The organism is Gordonia sp. HS-NH1 (assembly GCF_001418765.1).
Lineage (GTDB): Bacteria > Actinomycetota > Actinomycetes > Mycobacteriales > Mycobacteriaceae > Gordonia.
Genome location: NZ_LIYC01000034.1, coordinates 34,450 through 52,626, shown reverse-complemented (window position 1 = coordinate 52,626; position 18,177 = coordinate 34,450). Strand labels below are relative to the sequence as shown.

The 18,177-nt window shown below is 68.5% G+C and carries 16 protein-coding genes; 12 read left to right on the top strand and 4 right to left on the bottom strand.

Annotated elements, in window-relative coordinates:
• Positions 1 to 123 precede the first annotated feature (123 nt).
• Together AMD30_RS19025 and AMD30_RS19020 are read left to right on the top strand one after the other, a co-directional pair.
• Positions 124 to 693 (top strand): DinB family protein, encoded by a 570-nt coding sequence (locus AMD30_RS19025; RefSeq protein WP_055476692.1) that lies wholly within the window; start codon positions 124 to 126, stop codon positions 691 to 693.
• Between the two features lie 140 nt (positions 694 to 833).
• Positions 834 to 1,499: a fasciclin domain-containing protein gene (locus tag AMD30_RS19020; RefSeq protein WP_193748649.1), complete on the top strand. Its 666-nt coding sequence runs from the start codon at positions 834 to 836 to the stop codon at positions 1,497 to 1,499.
• Between the two features lie 99 nt (positions 1,500 to 1,598).
• Here the strand turns inward: AMD30_RS19020 and AMD30_RS19015 are convergent, their stop codons facing one another.
• Entirely contained in the window at positions 1,599 to 3,839 is a 2,241-nt protein-coding gene (locus tag AMD30_RS19015) for a molybdopterin-containing oxidoreductase family protein (RefSeq protein WP_055476691.1), read from the bottom strand.
• A gap of 135 nt (positions 3,840 to 3,974) precedes the next feature.
• Between AMD30_RS19015 and AMD30_RS19010 the strand changes: the two genes are divergently transcribed.
• The 3 genes from AMD30_RS19010 (at position 3,975) to AMD30_RS19000 (ending at position 8,129) form a co-directional block, all read left to right on the top strand.
• A complete protein-coding gene (locus tag AMD30_RS19010) occupies positions 3,975 to 5,453 on the top strand; it encodes a flavin-containing monooxygenase (RefSeq protein ID WP_055476690.1) in 1,479 nt (492 codons plus the stop codon).
• Between the two features lie 244 nt (positions 5,454 to 5,697).
• Positions 5,698 to 7,434 (top strand): DUF6777 domain-containing protein, encoded by a 1,737-nt coding sequence (locus AMD30_RS19005; RefSeq protein ID WP_055476689.1) that lies wholly within the window; start codon positions 5,698 to 5,700, stop codon positions 7,432 to 7,434.
• Positions 7,435 to 7,496: 62 nt separating this feature from the next.
• Positions 7,497 to 8,129, top strand: a complete 633-nt coding sequence (locus AMD30_RS19000) for an LGFP repeat-containing protein (RefSeq protein WP_231632786.1) — start codon at positions 7,497 to 7,499, stop codon at positions 8,127 to 8,129.
• 59 nt (positions 8,130 to 8,188) lie between these two features.
• On the opposite strand, the gene AMD30_RS18995 is transcribed toward AMD30_RS19000, so the two are convergent.
• Positions 8,189 to 8,857 carry a hypothetical protein gene (locus AMD30_RS18995; protein ID WP_055476688.1) on the bottom strand — a complete coding sequence of 223 codons (669 nt, stop codon included), beginning with the start codon at positions 8,855 to 8,857 and terminating at the stop codon, positions 8,189 to 8,191.
• Between the two features lie 170 nt (positions 8,858 to 9,027).
• Here AMD30_RS18995 and AMD30_RS18990 point away from each other — a divergent pair, with 170 nt between their 5' ends.
• The 6 genes from AMD30_RS18990 (at position 9,028) to AMD30_RS18965 (ending at position 15,097) form a co-directional block, all read left to right on the top strand.
• A complete protein-coding gene (locus tag AMD30_RS18990; protein WP_442902725.1) occupies positions 9,028 to 10,218 on the top strand; it encodes a prolyl oligopeptidase family serine peptidase in 1,191 nt (396 codons plus the stop codon).
• 164 nt (positions 10,219 to 10,382) lie between these two features.
• Entirely contained in the window at positions 10,383 to 10,814 is a 432-nt protein-coding gene (locus AMD30_RS18985) for an STAS domain-containing protein (RefSeq protein ID WP_044505591.1), read from the top strand.
• Positions 10,815 to 10,820: 6 nt separating this feature from the next.
• A complete protein-coding gene (locus tag AMD30_RS18980) occupies positions 10,821 to 11,288 on the top strand; it encodes an ATP-binding protein (protein WP_010844879.1) in 468 nt (155 codons plus the stop codon).
• 284 nt (positions 11,289 to 11,572) lie between these two features.
• Positions 11,573 to 12,742, top strand: a complete 1,170-nt coding sequence (locus AMD30_RS18975) for a TY-Chap domain-containing protein (RefSeq protein ID WP_010844878.1) — start codon at positions 11,573 to 11,575, stop codon at positions 12,740 to 12,742.
• A gap of 142 nt (positions 12,743 to 12,884) precedes the next feature.
• The gene (locus AMD30_RS18970; RefSeq protein WP_055476686.1) at positions 12,885 to 13,697 is read left to right on the top strand and encodes a hypothetical protein; all 813 of its coding nucleotides are present in this window, start codon (positions 12,885 to 12,887) and stop codon (positions 13,695 to 13,697) included.
• An 86-nt stretch (positions 13,698 to 13,783) separates the two neighbouring features.
• Positions 13,784 to 15,097 carry a TY-Chap domain-containing protein gene (locus AMD30_RS18965; RefSeq protein ID WP_055476685.1) on the top strand — a complete coding sequence of 438 codons (1,314 nt, stop codon included), beginning with the start codon at positions 13,784 to 13,786 and terminating at the stop codon, positions 15,095 to 15,097.
• A gap of 311 nt (positions 15,098 to 15,408) precedes the next feature.
• Here AMD30_RS18965 and AMD30_RS18960 read toward each other — a convergent pair whose 3' ends face one another.
• Positions 15,409 to 15,951, bottom strand: a complete 543-nt coding sequence (locus tag AMD30_RS18960) for a dihydrofolate reductase family protein (RefSeq protein ID WP_055476684.1) — start codon at positions 15,949 to 15,951, stop codon at positions 15,409 to 15,411.
• A 429-nt stretch (positions 15,952 to 16,380) separates the two neighbouring features.
• Between AMD30_RS18960 and AMD30_RS18955 the strand changes: the two genes are divergently transcribed.
• A complete protein-coding gene (locus tag AMD30_RS18955; protein ID WP_055476683.1) occupies positions 16,381 to 17,178 on the top strand; it encodes an SDR family oxidoreductase in 798 nt (265 codons plus the stop codon).
• A gap of 24 nt (positions 17,179 to 17,202) precedes the next feature.
• Here AMD30_RS18955 and AMD30_RS18950 read toward each other — a convergent pair whose 3' ends face one another.
• Positions 17,203 to 18,162, bottom strand: coding sequence for a phosphotriesterase family protein (locus AMD30_RS18950; RefSeq protein WP_014924836.1), 960 nt, complete (start codon positions 18,160 to 18,162; stop codon positions 17,203 to 17,205).
• Positions 18,163 to 18,177: the final 15 nt, after the last annotated feature.

Here is an 18,177-nt window from a genome sequence, read left to right as displayed (position 1 = left end):
ACAGCCCGATATCGTCGCCGGCCCTCTTCTGTGGGGTGGTTTTCACCAGGCCTGACCAACGAGGACCAAAACTGTCCTCTATCGCTCATAGCGTGGTCCTCACACACATCGAGAGGACACACCATGAGCACCTACACCCCCGCAGAACTCAGCGTCGAGGTCACCGGCGAGAAGAAGGAACTGCTGACCGTCCTGCAGGACCAGCGCAACATGCTGAGGATCACGGCGCGCAACCTCTCCGACGACGACGCCCGAAAGCAGTCGACGGTCAGCACCCTCACGATCGGCGCTCTCATCAAGCACCTCGCACACGGCGAGGAGAACGCTGCGCGCGTCATCACCGAACGGGACGAGAACGCCGAGTTCGACATGAGTCAGGCCATGACCGAGTACGAGATGGGCAACGACGAGACCCTGGCCGGCTGGCTGGACGCCTACGATCGCGCGGCGGCAGAACTCGATCGCGTGATCGCCGGCGCGGCGAGTCTCGACGAACTCATCCCCCAGCCCACCGCGCCCTGGGCACCCGAGCGGGAGTGGGTTTCTATCCGCACGATGATCGCCCATCTGCTCCGCGAGACCGCCCATCACTCCGGCCACGCCGACATCATCCGCGAAGCACTCGACGGCCAGACCACCATGGGCGCGGTGTCCGAAGGGCAGGACTGGGCCGACGCCGAGTGGGCCCAGTGATGCCCAGGTCGCGGTAGGGAACGGCCGGCATTCGACGATCAGTCTCGCCTTCGACCAATCCGCGGGCCCCCCGGCACCGAAGACGTTGTGAGGCTGCCGATCAGACGCAGTCGACACCGACCCCACAGATTGGATCGACGATGATCAAGCGAGTTCCCCGTGTAGCAGGTGCGTTGACAGGACTGGTCCTCGCTGTCGGCGTGATGGCCGGCTGTTCCAGTGACGACTCCGACACCTCGAGCGAAACGACCGGCGCTGCAACCGAATCCAGCGCCATGATGAGCGAGAGCGCGATGGCGGACCCGGCCGCGAACCTCGTCGGACCCGGCTGTGCCGCATATGCCGAGGCCAACCCCTCGGGCCCGGCGTCGGTCAACGGGATGTCCACCGTCCCGGTCGCCACCGCGGCTGCCACCAATCCCGAACTCACCACGCTGACCCAGGCCCTCTCGGGCCAGCTGAATCCCGAGGTCAACCTCGTGAAGACGCTGAACGAAGGTGAATTCACCGTGTTCGCACCGACAGACGATGCGTTCGCGAAGCTGCCGCCGGAGACCATCGAGCAGCTCAAGACCGACGCCCCCCTCCTGAACAAGATCCTGACCTACCACGTGGTCGAGGGTCAGACCGCCCCCGACCAGATCGTCGGTGAGCACACCACGCTCGAGGGCCAGCAGGTCACCGTGACCGGATCCGGCGACGACCTCAAGGTCAACGAGTCCGGCGTCGTCTGCGGCGGCGTCACCACGTCGAACGCCCAGGTCTACCTGATCGACACGGTGCTGATGCCCCCGGCCGGCGAGTGATTGCCCGGTAGCACAGTGTGACAACGCTTTTCCGCGATCCCCACCGGCGAAATCCGCCGGTGGGAATCGTGCTGTGCGGGGCCGGGCGTGTGATCCTCGTCAGATCCGCGCCGACGGCACTGCCTCGCCGGGCCGCACGTGGGTGTCGGTCAGAGCCGCCACCTGGATCGGAACCCCGGTCATGTTGGCCATCCCGGCGAGCCGCTCGAGGTCGGCCGGATCCGACGAGATGAGGGCATTGACGTTCACGCCACCGGCGCCGAGGTCGTTCTCCGCGGCCGCGTTCGCCTGCGTCCACCCGCCGGATCCGTTGTGCCCCCACCCATGCGGGATCGCGACCACACCGGGCTTGATGTCCTCGGTGATGGTGACGGGCAACGAGATCCGTCCGTGTCGGGACGCCACCGTCGCGAGATCGCCCTCGGCCAGCCCGCGCGCCGTGGCATCGTCGGGATGCATTCTGGCTGCGTGAGATCGTCCTCCGCGCAACAACATCGGTGCGTTGTGCTGCCAGCTGTTCTCCGAACGGATCTCGCGCATGCCGATGAGCCGCAACGGGTAACCCGTGTCGTCCTCGACCGCCAGTCGTTCTATCTCGGACATCAGTTCCGGTGCCGCCAACCGGATCTTGCTGTCGAGGTAGGTGATGTTCTTCCCGAGCTGCCCGGGTGCGAGATCGTCGGCGACCACGACCCCGTGCGGATGGTCCTCGACCAGGCGCCGGTAGGTCAATCCGCCGCGGCGCAGACCGAATCGGTCTCCGCCCAACCCCATTCGGATCACCAGGTCGGAGATGCCGCGCGGGGTGACCGGACGCCCGAGGCGTCGTGCCAACCGGTTGCCGGCGTGCAGTGACCGGATCAGCAGATTCTCCGGCGCCAGGAAGCCGATGAGCTCGTTGATCACCGTCCACTCCTCGCGGGCCTCGCCCTGCGGTGGGATCACGGCCTCGGTGGCCTGTTTGAACGGGGTCGTGAACAGCGCCTGGAACGGGAGCAGGAAGTCTTCGCGCTCGTACATCGTGGTGGCCGGCAAGATGTAGTCGGCCCGGGCGTTGGTCTCGTTGCGGTAGATGTCCAGGGACACCATGAGATCGAGTTCGTCGAGCGCCGAGCGCAGTTCGTCACCGTTCGGGACCGACAGCACCGGATTGCCGGCACTGACGAACAGCGCGCGGAGCCGGCCACGTCCGGGTGTGGTGATCTCCTTGGCCATCAACGACGCCGGCGCCGTCCCGAGGACCTGCGGCAGATTGCCGACACGACTCCGGCGTCCGGCCCAGCGGAAGCTCGACACCCGTTGCAGGGCAGTCACACCCAGGCGCTGTCCGGGAATTCCCAGATCGCCGAACATCGAGCCACCGGGCACGTCCAGGTTCCCTGCGACGAGGTTGACCATGTCCAGGAGGGCGGTCGTCAACGTGCCCGTGCGCCCCAACGACGTACCCACCCGGCCGTACACCGCGGCCCGATCCGTCCGCGCGAGTGACCGCGCGACCTCGCGCACCCGCTCGGGGTCTATGTCCGTGCGGGCCGCGGTCACCTCCGGTGCATATGCCGCGACGAGCGTCTCGAGCTCGGCCACCCCGCGCGCCTGCCGCCGGAGCCGATCACGGTCGGCGAGGTTCGCGTCGAAGAGCACGTGAAGCAGCGACAACAGGAACAAGGCGTCGGTGTCGGGCGTGATCGGCAGCCAGTCGAACTCCCGGGCGGTCTCGGTGTGGCGAGGGTCGACGACGACGACGGACCCACCGCGTGCCGTGATCGCGTTCAGGCCCTCGCGGATACGCGGCGAGCTCATCACACTGCCGTGCGACACGACCGGGTTCGCGCCGATGATCACCAGGTAGTCGACCCGGTTGATGTCGGGGATCGGCGCGGTCAGCGGGTTGCCGTACAGGAAGTGACTGGCGACGAACCTGTTGTTCACGTCCTGCGACCCCGCCGAGTACACGTGCGGCGTCCCGAGCAGGTTCATGAAGATCGCGGTCCAGAGCACGTGCCCGGTCGAGAACGTCGCCGGGTTCCCGAAGTACCAGCCGATCGAGTCGCTGCCGGACGACTTGTACACCTCGACCAGCCGCCGCCCGATCTCGTCGAGCGCGGTGTCCCACGACACCTGTTCGAACTCACCGTCGGGGCGCCGGCGGAGCGGGTGCCGGAGACGGTCGGGGTCGTTGACGATCTCGGTGAACGCGATCCCCTTCGGACACGCGAAACCCCGCGACAGCGGATGCTCCTTGTCGGGCCGCAGCGAGACCAGCCGATCGTCCTCGACGGTCGCGATCATGCCGCACAGCGGCTCGCAGATACGGCAATAGGTGTGCTTGTCCATCGGCATCGGTGCGTCCCCTCGACCTCGCGCAATGATGTTCCGCAGACGGGCCGGCCTGCGGTTCGGTGTGATTCCGTTCACATCTGAGGACAAGTGTTGCATGATGACAGCACCTGAGGCATCCCCAGCGAGGAGGTCCCTGTGACCGACAGCGACACCGGCGCCACGCAGTCATCCGTGCGCGACGTGATCATCATCGGCGCCGGTCTGTCCGGCATCGACTGCGCCTACCGACTGAAGGAGCAGAACCCCGACGCCGACTACCTGATCCTCGAGCGCCGTGAGCGCATGGGCGGGACGTGGGACCTGTTCCGGTATCCCGGCGTGCGCTCCGACAGCGACATCTACTCGCTGAGCTACCCGTTCGAGCCATGGCGCAAGCCACGTGCGCTGGCCCACGGGGACGACATCCGGGAGTACATCGAGGACACCGCCCACAAGTTCGCCATCGCCGAACACATCCGGTTCGGCCGGCACGTCCTGACCGCCGACTGGGATTCGGCGACCGACACCTGGACGCTCGGGGTCGAGGTCGGCGAGAACCGGCGCCACGAGACCCACCGCGCCAGGTTCGTCATCTTCGCGACCGGCTACTACGACTACGACAATCCGTACACGCCACGGTTCACCGGCGCCGACGACTTCACCGGCCAGATCGTGCACCCTCAGCACTGGCCGGAGGACCTCGACTACCGGGGCAAGCGGATCGTGGTGATCGGAAGTGGCGCAACCGCGGTGAGCCTCATCCCGAGTCTGGCCGAGAAGGCCGAACACGTCACGATGCTGCAGCGCTCGCCGTCGTACATCTTCTCGTCCAAACAGAAGCAGTACCTCGCGCCGCTGGTGCAGAAGCTGCTCCCGCCACCGGCCGCGCACAAGGTCATCCGCACGCGATATGCGGCGCAGACCGCCGCGATCGTCCATCTCACCCATCGTTTTCCGAAACTCGGACGCAAGATGATCCGGAACAACGTCGTGGCGAACCTGCCGGCGGACTATCCCGTCGACCTCCACTTCAACCCGACGTACAACCCGTGGGACCAGCGCATGTGCATGGTCCCCGATGCCGATCTGTTCACCGACATCGCCGAGGGCACGGTCGAGATGGTCACCGACCACATCGATCGATTCGACGCGTCGGGGGTCACCCTCACCTCGGGTCGGCACCTCGACGCCGACATCATCGTGACCGCGACCGGGCTACAGCTGCTCGGCTTCGGCGGCACCCGGCTGCGCGTCGACGGTGCGGAGGTGAAACCACACGACCGCTTCGTCTTCAAGAGCTACCTCATCGAGGACGTCCCGAACCTCGCCTGGTCGGTCGGGTACACGAACGCCTCGTGGACCCTCCGCGCGGACATGACCGCCCGTGCCGTCGCCGAGCTGGTGAAGTACATGCGCACGCACGGCTACACCCATGCCTATCCGCATCTCGGTTCGGAGGTCATGGGTTCGCGACCCGTGTGGGACCTCAAGGCGGGCTACGTCGAGCGGTCCCCGGAGGCGTTGCCGAAGTCGGGCACCCGAGGTCACTGGCAGGTGCGGCACAACTACTACCGCGACGCCATCGATCACCGGATCAACAAGGTCGAGGACTCGATGGTGTTCGGCAGGGTCTGACTTTCGCGGAACCGGGCCGAGGTAGGTGTCGGCCTCCCCGCCCATGGCGTTACGCCGGTGTGGTCCAAACGGTCGAGATTTCGCCACACCATCGTAAAATTGCTGGTCAAGCCTTGCTCCTCGCTCTCCGCCGCGCCGATACTGGGCTCGGCGAGCCAGCCGTCTCGCTGAATCCGCCCCGCCCCCGCGGGGCGCCGCTCCCCACCATGTGACCCAGCGGGAGTGGACCAGTAGGAGCTGCGAGATGACCTATCCGCCCGGTCCCCCGACTCACCCGCCAACCCCGTACGGCCCGATTCCGCCGCAGTCCGACAGCCGGCGCGCGCTCACCCTCGTGCTGGGCGCGATCGTCGTCGTCCTCGCGCTGATCCTCGCCGCGGGCATCGTCTTCGTGGCCAAGGCGCGCGACGGGGACATCTACGTTCCCGGGCTCACCCTCACCGCGGCCAACGACCCGGGAATCGACCCGTTCACCGATCCCGTCCTCGTGGCCGGATCGGGCGACCTGCCGGAGAACGTGGCCCTCACCGGCACTGCGGGGGCCGCCGACCTCGGCGGCCGCGCGGTGAACGGCACCGACGCCGGGTTGTACGGCTCGGGCGACGCCGCGGCCTGCGACACCGCCGCACTCAGCAACCGGCTGCTCGCCGATCCCCCGGCGGCCCGCGCCTGGGCGAGTGTCTACGGCATCAGCACCGCCGACATCCCGCACTATCTGAACACCCTCACCCCGGTGGTGCTGACGACCGACACCTGGGTCACCAATCACTCGTACACGTCCGGCCGGGCCGTGCCGTTCCAGTCGGTCCTGCAACGCGGGACCGCGGTCTACGTCGATTCCGCCGGTGTCCCGCGCGCGATGTGCTCGTGCGGCAATCCGCTCGCCCCGCCGACCGCCGCACCCCTTGGTGGATATCGACTCGAGGGTCGGCCCTGGGAGGGGTACAAGAGTCGATCGGTTGCCCGGATCGCGTACAGCAACCAGCACGTCACCGCGGTCGGCAAGTCGACGACCATCGTTCCCGCGCCGCCTGCGCCGCAACCGGGCACACCCGCCGGAGACATCCTCGAGTTGCTGAATTTCCTTACCGGACAGCTCTTTTCCCAACCCGCGGGCGGACTGCTCGATCTGAGCGGATTCCCGCCGCCGTCCGGTCCCCTGCCCACTCCGGCCGCGTTGAACACCCCGTTCGAGGCGGGCACCGACGAAGACGCCGAGCGCAACGGCCTCCTCGCCCCGGGCGATCCCGCGGCCGCGCCCGCATTGGAGAAGCGCGCCGAGGAACACGACGGTCTGCCGGAAGGCGCGCCGTCCACGGACTCCCCGGCTCCGGACTCATCAGCACCGGACTCAGCCGGACCCGATACCCCCGATCCGGGCTCGGACGCGCCCGCCCCGGACGCATCGGTGCCGGCTTCCGACGCCCCCGCGCCGGAGGAGCCCGGTTACGAGGCACCCGGTTCCGAGGTCCCCGGACCGGCGTCTGAACCCGGTGCACCCGGTGTGCCCGGACCGGAGACCCCGGCCGAGGCCCCCGCGACGCCGACATCGTTCAGCGGCTCGGGCGAGGTCGTCGGCAGTTTCAGCTTCGACGACGCCGGGTTGTCGGTGGGCTGCACGGTTCCCCACACCCCGGAACTCGGCACCGTCGCGCTGTCGTGCACCGACGGCGTGACGAGGTCGGTCGCCGGCTCGGCCCTGCAACGCAGCTCGGTGTCGGGTTCCACCACCGGCACCGGTGTGTGGACGCTGACGCTGACGGCGGTCGGTGCGTCGCAGACGGTGACCGTCCGATCGGCCAACTGGATCGTCGTGCCGCCCGCGGCCCCGGCGTCCGAGCCGCCGGCACCCGACGTCTCCACAGATGCCGCGCCGCCCACCGAGGAAGCCGCCGTCGACACGACCACGACGACGACCACGGAGAACCCACCTGCCCCGGAAGCGCCCGCCGAACCGGAGGCACCTGCGGGAACGCCGTGACACGTCCGCGATTGTGAGCTGTCCAACAGCAAGCACCCTGGCACGTCCGTACCATCGCGCGCATGTCTGTTCTGACGACGTCGACGCGACGCCCCTCTGGTGACCTCCGTCCGGAATCCGTCCGCAGACGTGTCCGGGTGCGTCTGGCGAGCGTCGCGGTCGTGGCTGCGCTGACGTCGCTGGTGATGCTCGCGCCGAGCGCGCAGGCCGACCGCATCATCAACGGGCATCTGGTGGGCGGGAAGATCGGAGAGGCCTACTCCGCGACGGGTGGCTTCTTCAAGTGGGGCGTTCCGACCGGTCCCGAACGCGCGGCCGCCAAGCGCGGCCGCTTCCAGTCGTTCTCACGCGACACGTCGTTCTACTGGCATCCCGCCGCCGACGGTGGCACCGCGCATCAGGTCGGCGGCGCCATCCGGAGCCGCTGGCAGAAGGCCGGGGCCGAGCGCGGCGCGCTGGGATACCCGGTCAGCAACGAGTACAAATCGGGCAGCGGCCGGAGCAACGACTTCCAGGGCGGCGTGGTCACGTGGTCCAAAACCGGTGGGGCACAGATCGTCTGGGGTCAGATCCGGCAGAAGTGGGAGAATACCGGCGGTGCCGGCGGGTACTTCGGGGTTCCGCTCGGCGGGGAGTACCGCACCGGGGGCCGGTTCGCACAGGACTTCTTGAACGGCACCATCTTCTGGCCCTGACGCGACGAACCGCCGCGGGTGGCGTTGGTGTGTCCCGGGCCCGACTCGTCCGGGTCCGGTCACTGACGCCCTTCGTGCTCGAACCGTTGCGCGGCGGTCACCGCTCCGGCGATGTCGGCATGGGCGGCCGCCGGGCCGAGTATCCGCCGCAAACCGGCCTCGGTCACCTCACCTGCGGGTTCGATCATCGCCCGTACCTGGGTAGCCAGATCGGCAGGAGGCGGGAGTCGCAGCTCGCCGAACCAGTTCCCCAGCAGATCTACCAGCGCGTCGACGGTCTTCTGGCTGTCGACGAACGGCAGACCGACACCGGTGAAGCCGTCCTCGAGGTCGTAGCCGGACCGGGTCCACCGGCCGCCGAAGCCGTAGACGAACCCGATCCACATCCCCTCGGTGCGCTGCCTCTCGAGGTGGGGCGCGATGGCCGGCTCCCACCACGGTGGCGCGCCGTCGAGCAGGTCGGTCTCCGGCTCGCCGAAGTACGCCGCGCCCTCCCGGAAGTAGGTCTCGGAGTACTCGTGGTCATGCCCGACGAGCACCGCCCGGTCGTCACCGACCAGCACCATGTCGGCCCAGTTGCCGCCGCCGTCGTCGTAGTGCCACCCGTCAGGGGTCGCACGCGCGCCCTGCGCCCAGCGCTCGCCTCGCACCGCCAGTAGGGCCGCGTAGGCAGCCCACCTCGGTCTCATCTCCGCGGGAGCCGGCAGCTCGACCGTCTGCAACGCCATGGCCTGACACCTCTCTGTCCGGATTGTCCGGACCCGCACGCCGCCAGCGTATTGCCGGGGCCACCCGCCGCGCTCACCGGATCCGTTTCCGAACACCGAATGCGTCTGAGCGGGAACGGGATATGTGAGCGGATCGAAGACCAGGACGCGTTCGCAGTACGGTGTGGACCGTGACCCGATGGCATCGCAAGGTTCTGACACTCGCCGCATGTGCGGCGGTCGTGCTCGGGAGTTCCGGTGCGGCCGGCACCCTCGCCACCGGTCCGGCGACCGGCTCACCGTCGCCCGCCGGCGAAGCGGGTTCCGTCGTCTCGTCGAGACCGCTGCCGCCGCAGTACTGGGTGCCCGGTTCCGCCGACGCCTCCGTCCTGACCTACGTCACCACCGACACGTTCGGCAACAGGGCGCTGAGCACCGGGACCGTCTTCATCCCTCGGGGCACCGCCCCGGCCGGCGGCTGGCCGGTGATCTCGTGGGCCCACGGGACCTCCGGGCTCGGCGACGACTGCGCACCCTCGGTCCGGGGACCGGGCCTACCCGAGCGCGACCTGCCGTACCTGGCGAAGTGGATGCAGCAGGGCTACGCCATCGTCGCGAGCGACTACGCCGGGCTGGGCACCCCCGGTCTGCACGCCTACCTCGACGGCCGGACGACGGCCCACAACGTCGTCGACATGGTGCGCGCGGGTCGGGAGTTCTCCGCGACTCTCCCTGTCACACAACGGTTGTCGCGCTCATGGGCGGCGGTTGGACAGTCCCAGGGTGGCGGGGCGGCGATCTACACCGCGCGCCACGCCACCGAGTTCGGCGGTCCCGAACTCGCCTACCGGGGCGCCGTGGGCACCGGCACGCCGGCCTACATCGAACGGCTCGTCCAGATCGCCGGCCCGGGCGTACCCCCGGTGGCGATCACGCCGGCACTGACCGCCTACCTCAGCTACATCACCGCCGGCCTCCGGTACGCACATCCCGAACTCGGCATCGACCGCATCCTCACCCCGACGGGCCGCAAGTACGTGGCGCTCGCCGAGACCCGGTGCGTCGGCGACTTCGAGGAACAACTCCGGGGAGTCTCCGTCGGCGACTACTTCACCGCCCCGCTGAACAGCCTCCCGAGGTTCTCCGCAACCCTCGCCGATTACCTTGCGATGCCCGAAAAGGGTTTCGACAAGCCGTTTTTCATGGGCCACGGCCTGCTGGACACGGACGTGCCGTATGCCACCACCGCTGCGTACGCGGCGACGCTGACGGCCAACGGCCAGCCGGTGACCTTCCGGATGTATCCGAGTGACCACAGTGGCACCCTGGTCCGTTCGCAGGCCGACACAATCCCGTTCCTCAACCGGCTGTTCGGCAAGTAGCCGCTCATCGACTCCGCCGAAATTCTCGCGCACCCCGGTTCCGACGCGGCGTCGTCTCGTGGCACGATGGACAGCACCGGTTGAGCAGCTGCCGTCACACATTTGCCGGGACGGGCGGCCGCGTGTCGGCCTGCCGCGTCCCCCGTGGAGAGGGCCATCAACCGATGCAGGCAGAACATCCTGACGCTGTGATCGTCGACGACTCCGGCCTGAGCGCCGGCCGCGCCCTGATGACGGTGGTGTCGGCAGCACACGAGCAACTGGTGATCCTGACCGTCGAGGGCAGCATCGACGTCCTCACCGCTCCGCAGTTGTCCGAGGCGGTGTCCGAGGCGCTGAGCGGTCAACCGGACGGTCTCATCATCGACCTGACCACCACCGAGTTCCTGGCCTCGGCCGGGATGGCGGCGCTCGTCGCCGCACACGAGGCCATCGCGCCCAGGGGCATGTTCGGGGTCGTGGCCGCCGGACCGGCGACCACCCGTCCCCTCACCGTGATGGGGCTCGATCAGACGATGGTGCTCTACCCGACACTGGACGACGCGGTCACGGCCATGACCACCACAGAGGGGCTGGCCGACCGTCCGGCTGGATAGACCCCGATGGTGTGGATTTCGTCGGCCCACCGCCCCGCAGACCCGGACGGTGGCCTCGCGCTCTCGGTCACGGCCACCCCCGAGGCCGCCTTCCGCTTCCGGCAGCACTTCGCGCAGTGGCTGGACGCGACGGTCAGCGTGGACGCAGAACGTCGCAGCGACATCGTCCTCGCGGTCTACGAGGCGGTGGCCAATGCGGCCGAGCACGCGTACGCCGCCGGCACGCAGTCTTCGAGCACGCAGCCGTCGGGCACACGACCCGGTGCCATCGAGGTACGGGCACGCCTGACGCGTGAGGAGTCGCTGGAGGTCACCGTCACGGACGGAGGGCGCTGGAAATCCGATGCCTCGTCGTCGCCGTACCGCGGGCGCGGACTCGCCCTGATCTCGGCGCTCAGCGACGCGTCGGACGTCACCAGCGGGCCGGACGGGACCTCGGTGACACTGCGCTGGCACGAGCGGCTCGGCGTCTGAGGCCCACCTCCGCGAGCATGTCCCCAGCGCTGGGGACACAGGCGCTCGTTGTCGGTTCACAACCCCTGCCTGACACAGCCAGGTCACCGACCGAGGGGTACGGTTCGGACAGGAGTTCGTCGTGGGTCTGTTCAACCGACCAAGTCTGTCGGCCGAGTCACCTAACCTGATCTCCGAAGGCGGGTTCGGGGCCGGCCGTCGAAGAAGCTCGGTGGAGCGTACTCCCGATCCTGACATCGCTGCACAATGCGCATGCACGTCAGCGCACGAGGAAGGGAGTCGACATGACCGACTTCACCGTGGACTCGAACATCGACGACGCCTGGCGCACGTTCGCCTTGCACGTCGGTGATCGGCTGTCGCATCTCGAGCCGGGCCAAACCCTCACGATCCAGCAGGACCCGATGATCCCGGAGGGTCCGCACGGGACGCTGCGGTTCACGATCACCGGGTCACGTCGGTTGCGCTGCACCATCGACGACACCGACCTGCATCCGACCGCCGAGTACTTCGCCGAGCACCTGGCACTGCTCGCCTCCCTCGGATGGCGCCGCCTGCGCAACGGCACCCACATCTTCGAGGTCGGCCGCCGCCGCGTGGACCAGCTCGCGCACGTGACGGTGCAGACGCTTCGTCAGGTCTGGGAGGTCGTGCACCCCGCGTTCCTCGACCATTCCCCCGCCGCGCGCCCCGAACCCCAGATCGAGGTCGCGGTCCAGCCCTTCGACGCCGACCATCTGCGTGCGTTGCTCGTCGGCTCGCTCGAGGACCTCACCGGCTGCCGCATCCAGACCGACGCCGACGGCGACATCGCCCTGCCCACCAAGCCCGTCTCGTCCTGGCTGAGTCCGCGCAGCGACGCACCGCGTCTCGAGTTCTTCGCGCGCCTGGCCGGCGACATCACCGACCGTCGCCGCGCCGCCGACATCGTCGCCGCCCAGCCGACCATGGGTTCGGCGGTGCGGGTGCACCTCCTCGAGGACGAGGTCTTCGCGACGCTGACCGTGGAATGCGCCGTCTTCCACCCGCACAACCTCAGTTCCGCCCTGGCCGAGTGGTTCTCGTTCCTGGCCGACTGCGCCCCGTCCGTCATCGCCAAGGTCGGTGAGGACGCACCGATGACCGCGCGGAACGGCGGCCGGCTCCCGGACGCGCTGCAGACCCTGCTCGAACTCGACCCCGACGGGCGGTCGCTCAGTGCCCGCGAGGTCGCGAAGATCTGCCGCTACAACCAGGCCGACATCCTCTCCTTCATCAACACCAGCGAGGAGCAGCACCTCACGTGGCGGCGGTCGGCGGTCGACGCGGCCGCGGCGTCGGACTCGGTGGAGGCCGACGCCTGCCGCCACGAGGCCGACGCCTGGAAGGCGACCACGCACAACCTGCGTGCCGCGCTGCGCGTCGTCGTGCTGTCCGACGACGACACCGCAGACCGGAACTCGCCGGCCAAGTGATCCGGGCAAATCGGGCTCCGAATCACCGGTGCACGTAGTCCGCGCGGACGATTTTCGGCGCCGGGCATCGCGCCGGCGCCAGCCGAGGCGTTCAATTGTTAGGTAACCCTCAGCGGTTCGCGTCGTCGATCGGAGCCCTCGCATGGCCATCACCACGGATCGCGGCGCGCTCACGTTCACCTTTCCCGAACTGGGTCGCGACGCGCGGTTGCACGTCACCTTCCAGCGGACTCTGCGCACCCCCGACCCGGTCGGACGGTACGGCCCGGTCGGTGACGACGGCGCGCTTCGCCTCGCCCAGGGCTCACCCGACGGCGATGCGCACGCAACCATCCCCATGTGGCAGTCCGAGGCCACCTGGCTGGACTTCTCCTCGCCGCACATGCATCCCTTCCTCGTGATGGTCGGCGTCGACGGCGTGAACGCGATCAGCGGTGACGTCTTCACCGGTATGCCCGACTTCGACGCCGACGACTACCTCGAGGTCCCCACACAACCGTCACTCGCCTCCCACCGGGGCCCGGCCGGCGACGGGTTCGACGACCGCCAGTTCATCGCTCCCTCGACCCACACCGTCGCGGACGGCGGTCGCACCGGGACGCTCGTGCAGCTGACGGTCATCCCGATGCGCGCCGACGCGTGGGCCCGGCGACGCCGCCACCTGCCCTCGGCTCCGGGAACGTGCGTGCTCTGCGACATCTCACGAGCCGAACAATCCCGTGCCCGTCCCCGCCTCACCGCGCCTCGCGTGACAGGTCCACTCGAGTCCGCGGACACCTGGCATCCGACGACGTTCGACACCGCCGCGGTCCGGATCGTCAACTCGGTCGCGTGGAAGTCCCTGACCGGAGAACCGGTGCCGCGCGCCGCGCTGACGAGCGCCGACTACGCCGCGCACGACCTCCCCTGGTACCCCGTCTACGACGAGACGGTCGAGCACTCGGCCCCCCTGTAGATCTGTCGCGGGTGTCGCCCCGGGTGTCCGCTCCGCGTCGTACTATTCGGATCCGGTCCGCGTACGTCCCGCCCAGGAGGAGCCGCATGTCCCCCGATTTCGACGCCGTCCTCGAGGCGGCCTGGCGGGACTTCGCCGACACCCTCGCGGTCCGGGTGCCGCGCCTCCTGCCGGGTCAGAGCCTGGCCATCGTCGAGGCGGCGGCCGGGGGCTGGCGCCGGCGGATGACCTTTGCGATGACCGGGACGCCCGGGTCGACCGACCGACTGCGCTGCACCATCTCCGCGGGCGACCTCACCTGGACCGACAAGGACCGGTGGATGCGTCAGGCCACCTACATCGTCGACCGCGGCTGGTGTCGGCTCGAGGGCCGCAGCGCCTTCTGCTTCGAGGTCGATCCCCTCCGGTCCAGCGACCTCGCCGATGCCGCCGTGCGAGCGTTGCGCGAGGTGTGGGGCGTCATCCATCCGTCGTTCGTCAGCATCGGCGACCCGTCGTTCGCCCGCCACCACTCACCGGTGCCCGCGGACGATCTCGACACCGATCGGGACCGGCTCCGGCCGTCGGAATCGGGTCGAGCGGTCGAAGAGGATCTCGACGACACCGTCCGCATCACCGACGCCGACACCCTCCGCTTCACCGCACCGGCCCGGTTCGTCGACGCCCCGGTCGAGGGCGGTGTGGTCCCGCAGTCGAAGGACCATCTCGTCGAACTGGTCCGCGCCGCGATGACCGCGGCCGGACGTCCCGCGGTGGTCAGCCCGCGCAAGGCCATCTTCCTGCGATCGACCGGCACCTCGCTGTTGCGACCCACCCGCGACGCCCGCTCACTGGAGATCGTGACCATCCTCAGCTCCTCGGTGCCCGCACCCTCACTGCTCGGTATGGTCGTCGCCGAATTCTCCCCGCGGTGGCCCGAAGTCGCGGTGGTCGTGCGCAACGGGCTCGTCTACGCCCAGCGCCGCATCGATGTCGCGGTCTTCAACCCCGCGAATCTCGATGCCGCGCTCCGACGCTGGGACGACTTCGCCCGGTCGGCCCGCGGCGAGATGATCAGACGGCTCGACAGCAGCCCGAAACTGGAACGCCGACGACGCGGCGACCGGCTCCCCGGCGCATTGCTGGGGCTTCTTCGGGTCAACCAGAAACTCGACAACACGCTGTCCCCCACGACCGTTCTCGCGGCCTGTCACCAGGACCGGGAGCGCGTGCACGAGTTCTTCGACATCTGCGCCGCCGAGATGCGCGAGTGGATGGACAACCTCACGGCCGCCCGCAAAGCCGAACTCGGTGAGGAGGAGATCGCACTGTGCGAGGCCGAGCACCAGGCCTACGCCCGGGTCGCCCGGCTGCTCCTCACCGCCATGGACCTCGCCGGCGGGGCGCCTTCCGCTCCCTGATCCGAAAGAACCACATACCCGCTGGCCCGCCCTGCTCCCTGAGGAGCGCCCGGAGCTTGCGGAGGGCGCGTCACGAAGGGTCTTCGCAACCCGACTCGCCAAGACCCTTCGTGACGCTCGCAAGCTCGCTCCTCAGTGAGCAGGGGTGTCGCTCCGCTCGCTCCTCAGGGAGCAAGGGTGTCGCTCCGCTCGCTCCTCAGGGAGCAGGGGTGTCGCTCCGCTCGCTCCTCAGGGAGCAAGGGTGTCGCATCGCTCGCTCCTCAGAGAGCGGAGACGCTCGCATCTCTGGGGCCGAGGCCGGCCGGAGCCGCTCAGTCGGTGGAGCTGTACGAGAGGTGCACGACTCCGTTGTCGAAGACGTCCGTGCCGACGAGCGTGAGCGGCAGATCGGCCAGACCGTCGAAGAGGCGGGCACCGCTTCCCAGGACCACCGGATAGACCAGCAGGTGCAGCTCGTCGATCAGCTTGTCGCGCAGCAACGCTCGCACGAGCGTGCCGCTGCCGCTGATGTAGAGATCGCGCTCGTGCTTGAGTTCGCGAATCCGGTCGGCGTCATAGGCACCGATGACCGTCGAGTTCTGCCACGCGCTCGTGTCGTCGAGAGTCGACGACACCACGTACTTGGTGGTGTCGTTGAAGAACGGGGCGCCGGGGTCGTCGTCGACGGTCCGGGTCGACCAGGCCGGGGCGAACATCTCGAATGTGTTGCGCCCGAGCAGGATTCCAGTGCAGTCGGACATGAAGGACCCCAGGAGCTCGCCCATCCCGTCGGCGAATCCGTACGGCATCGTGAAGCTCGGGTCCTCGTAGCTGCCGTCGAGGGTGATGAACTCGTGGACGTGGATCTTTCCCATGGTGTGCCTCTCGTCTCTTCGCGGTGAACGTCACGATGTCAGACCGGGCGTCGCCGGGAAACTCATCGGCGTCGAAGAGTTCGGCGAACTGTGGCGAGTGGCCCTTCGTGGCTCGTCGCTAGCGCTCCTCGCACCTCAGGGAGCAGGGAGTCGTCGCTAGCGCTCCTCGCACCTCAGGGAGCAGGGAGTCGTCGCTAGCGCTCCTCGCACCTCAGGGAGCAGGGAGTCGTCGCTAGCGCTCCTCGCACCTCAGGGAGCAGGGAGACGTCGCTTGCGCTCCTCGGACCTCAGGGAGCAGGCCGGCCAGCGGGTCTGTGGTTCTTTCGGATTAGGGAGCAGGGGGCTGAGCCCCGTTCCCGCCGGCTGAGCCTGTCGAAGCCCCCTCGTCTGGTAACTCTGGACCCACACATCGGCGATCGAAGGAGATCCATGGACGTCGCAGGCAAGGTGGCCATCGTCACGGGTGGCGGTGGGGGTATCGGCGCGGCGATCGCGCATGCGCTGGTCGATGCGGGCGCCAGGGTCGTCGTCACCGACCTCGACGAGTCCGGTGCCCGGGACGTCGCCGGGTCGCTCGGAGATGTGGCGACCGCGCTCGGCGGTGATGCCTCGTCCGACGACCACATCGATGCCGCGGTTCGGCTGGCGGAGAGCACCTTCGGTCCGGTCGACCTGTACTTCGCCAACGCCGGCGTCGGCCTGGGCGGCGGGGTCGACACCGACGAGGCGGTGTGGGATCTCGCTGTCGACGTCAACCTCCGCGCCCACATCCGAGCGGCCCGACGCCTCGTCCCGGACTGGGTGGAGCGCCGAACGGGATACTTCGTCAGCACCGCGTCGGCCGCGGGCCTGCTCACCCAGATCGGCAACGCACCGTACTCGGTCACCAAACACGCCGCGGTCGGTTTCGCGGAGTGGCTCAACATCACCCACTTCGACGACGGCGTCCGGGTCAGTTGCCTCTGCCCCATGGGCGTCGACACCAAACTGCTTCGGCCGGACGGTGATTCCGCGAGCGAAGAACAGCGGCTGATGCAGCGCGCCGTGGAGAGCGCGGGCGCGGTGCTCACTCCCGGGGCGGTGGCCGCGATCGTGCTGGAAGCCGTCGCCGACGAACGCTTCCTCATCCTCCCCCACCCCGAGGTCCTCGACATGTACCGCCAGAAGGGCGCCGACTACGACCGGTGGCTGCGCGGGATGCGCCGGTACCAGACCAGCCTGCGATGATCCCGCGCCGACGTGTCGCGGTTGCTACTCGAAGTAGCGTCGCGGCACGTCGACGAGCATCGTCGTGATGTCGGCCTCGCTGACTCCGCGCTCTCGCAGCGCCGGCAGCACCTCTTCGCTGATGTGTCGGTAGTTCCATTTGGGGAGTGCCTGTTTCTTGGCCTCGTGGTCGAACCAGTCGATGAAGCAGGCGGCATCGTGCGCGAGGGCCATGCGGTCGGCGTATCCGCGCCTGCACAGTTCGGCGACCGTGTTCACGCGCTCCTCGAACGGCAGGAGGAGGTCGAGACCGAAGCGGTCCATGCCGAGGATCGAACCGGCGTCGGCGAGTTTCATCAGGTAGTCGAGGTCGACGCTGTCGCCGGAGTGGCCGATGACCACCTTCGTCAGGTCTGCCCCCTCCTCGGCGAACACCTTCTGGGCGACCAGTCCCGACTGGCTGTGCGGATCGGTGTGGACGGTGATGGGCGCGCCGGTCTGGGCGCTGGTCTGTCCCACCGCGCGCATCACGCGCTCGACACCCGGTGTGAGGCCCTGGGATTCGATGGCGCACTTCAGGAAGGCCGCTCGCACACCGGTGTCCGCGATGCCCTCGGTGAGGTCCTTGGTGAAGAGCGTGACCAGTGGCTCCGGCACGTCGAACAGCATTCCCGGGCCCGCATAGTGAAATTGGAACGGGATGTCGTTGTAGGTGTAGAGACCGGTCGCGACGACGATGTTCAGGTCGATCTGTTCGGCGATCCGTTGGATACGCGGGATGTACCGGCCGAGGCCGAGAACCGTCGGGTCGAGGATCGTGTCGATCCCGAGCTCCTTCAGTTCCGTCAGATCACGGACCGCTTCGGCGACCTTCTCGTCCTCGTCCCAATCATCCTGGTAGTTCTGCCGGAATTCTTCGCCGACGATGAAGACGTGCTCGTGTACCAACACGTTTCCGAGGTCTGCGGAATCGATCGGGCCGGTCGCGGTGTGGACGGTGGCCATGGAGCCTCCTCATCA

Excerpts from the sequence above, each read along its gene's own strand:
- AMD30_RS19025 (WP_055476692.1), top strand. The coding sequence starts at position 124 with ATGAGCACCTACACCCCCGCAGAACTCAGCGTCGAGGTCACCGGCGAG.
- AMD30_RS19005 (WP_055476689.1), top strand. The coding sequence starts at position 5,698 with ATGACCTATCCGCCCGGTCCCCCGACTCACCCGCCAACCCCGTACGGC.
- AMD30_RS18980 (WP_010844879.1), top strand. The coding sequence starts at position 10,821 with ATGGTGTGGATTTCGTCGGCCCACCGCCCCGCAGACCCGGACGGTGGC.
- AMD30_RS19020 (WP_193748649.1), top strand. The coding sequence starts at position 834 with ATGATCAAGCGAGTTCCCCGTGTAGCAGGTGCGTTGACAGGACTGGTC.
- AMD30_RS18985 (WP_044505591.1), top strand. The coding sequence starts at position 10,383 with ATGCAGGCAGAACATCCTGACGCTGTGATCGTCGACGACTCCGGCCTG.
- AMD30_RS18955 (WP_055476683.1), top strand. The coding sequence starts at position 16,381 with ATGGACGTCGCAGGCAAGGTGGCCATCGTCACGGGTGGCGGTGGGGGT.
- AMD30_RS19015 (WP_055476691.1), bottom strand. The coding sequence starts at position 3,839 with ATGCCGATGGACAAGCACACCTATTGCCGTATCTGCGAGCCGCTGTGC.
- AMD30_RS18975 (WP_010844878.1), top strand. The coding sequence starts at position 11,573 with ATGACCGACTTCACCGTGGACTCGAACATCGACGACGCCTGGCGCACG.
- AMD30_RS18960 (WP_055476684.1), bottom strand. The coding sequence starts at position 15,951 with ATGGGAAAGATCCACGTCCACGAGTTCATCACCCTCGACGGCAGCTAC.
- AMD30_RS18970 (WP_055476686.1), top strand. The coding sequence starts at position 12,885 with ATGGCCATCACCACGGATCGCGGCGCGCTCACGTTCACCTTTCCCGAA.
- AMD30_RS18950 (WP_014924836.1), bottom strand. The coding sequence starts at position 18,162 with ATGGCCACCGTCCACACCGCGACCGGCCCGATCGATTCCGCAGACCTC.
- AMD30_RS18965 (WP_055476685.1), top strand. The coding sequence starts at position 13,784 with ATGTCCCCCGATTTCGACGCCGTCCTCGAGGCGGCCTGGCGGGACTTC.
- AMD30_RS19000 (WP_231632786.1), top strand. The coding sequence starts at position 7,497 with ATGTCTGTTCTGACGACGTCGACGCGACGCCCCTCTGGTGACCTCCGT.
- AMD30_RS18995 (WP_055476688.1), bottom strand. The coding sequence starts at position 8,857 with ATGGCGTTGCAGACGGTCGAGCTGCCGGCTCCCGCGGAGATGAGACCG.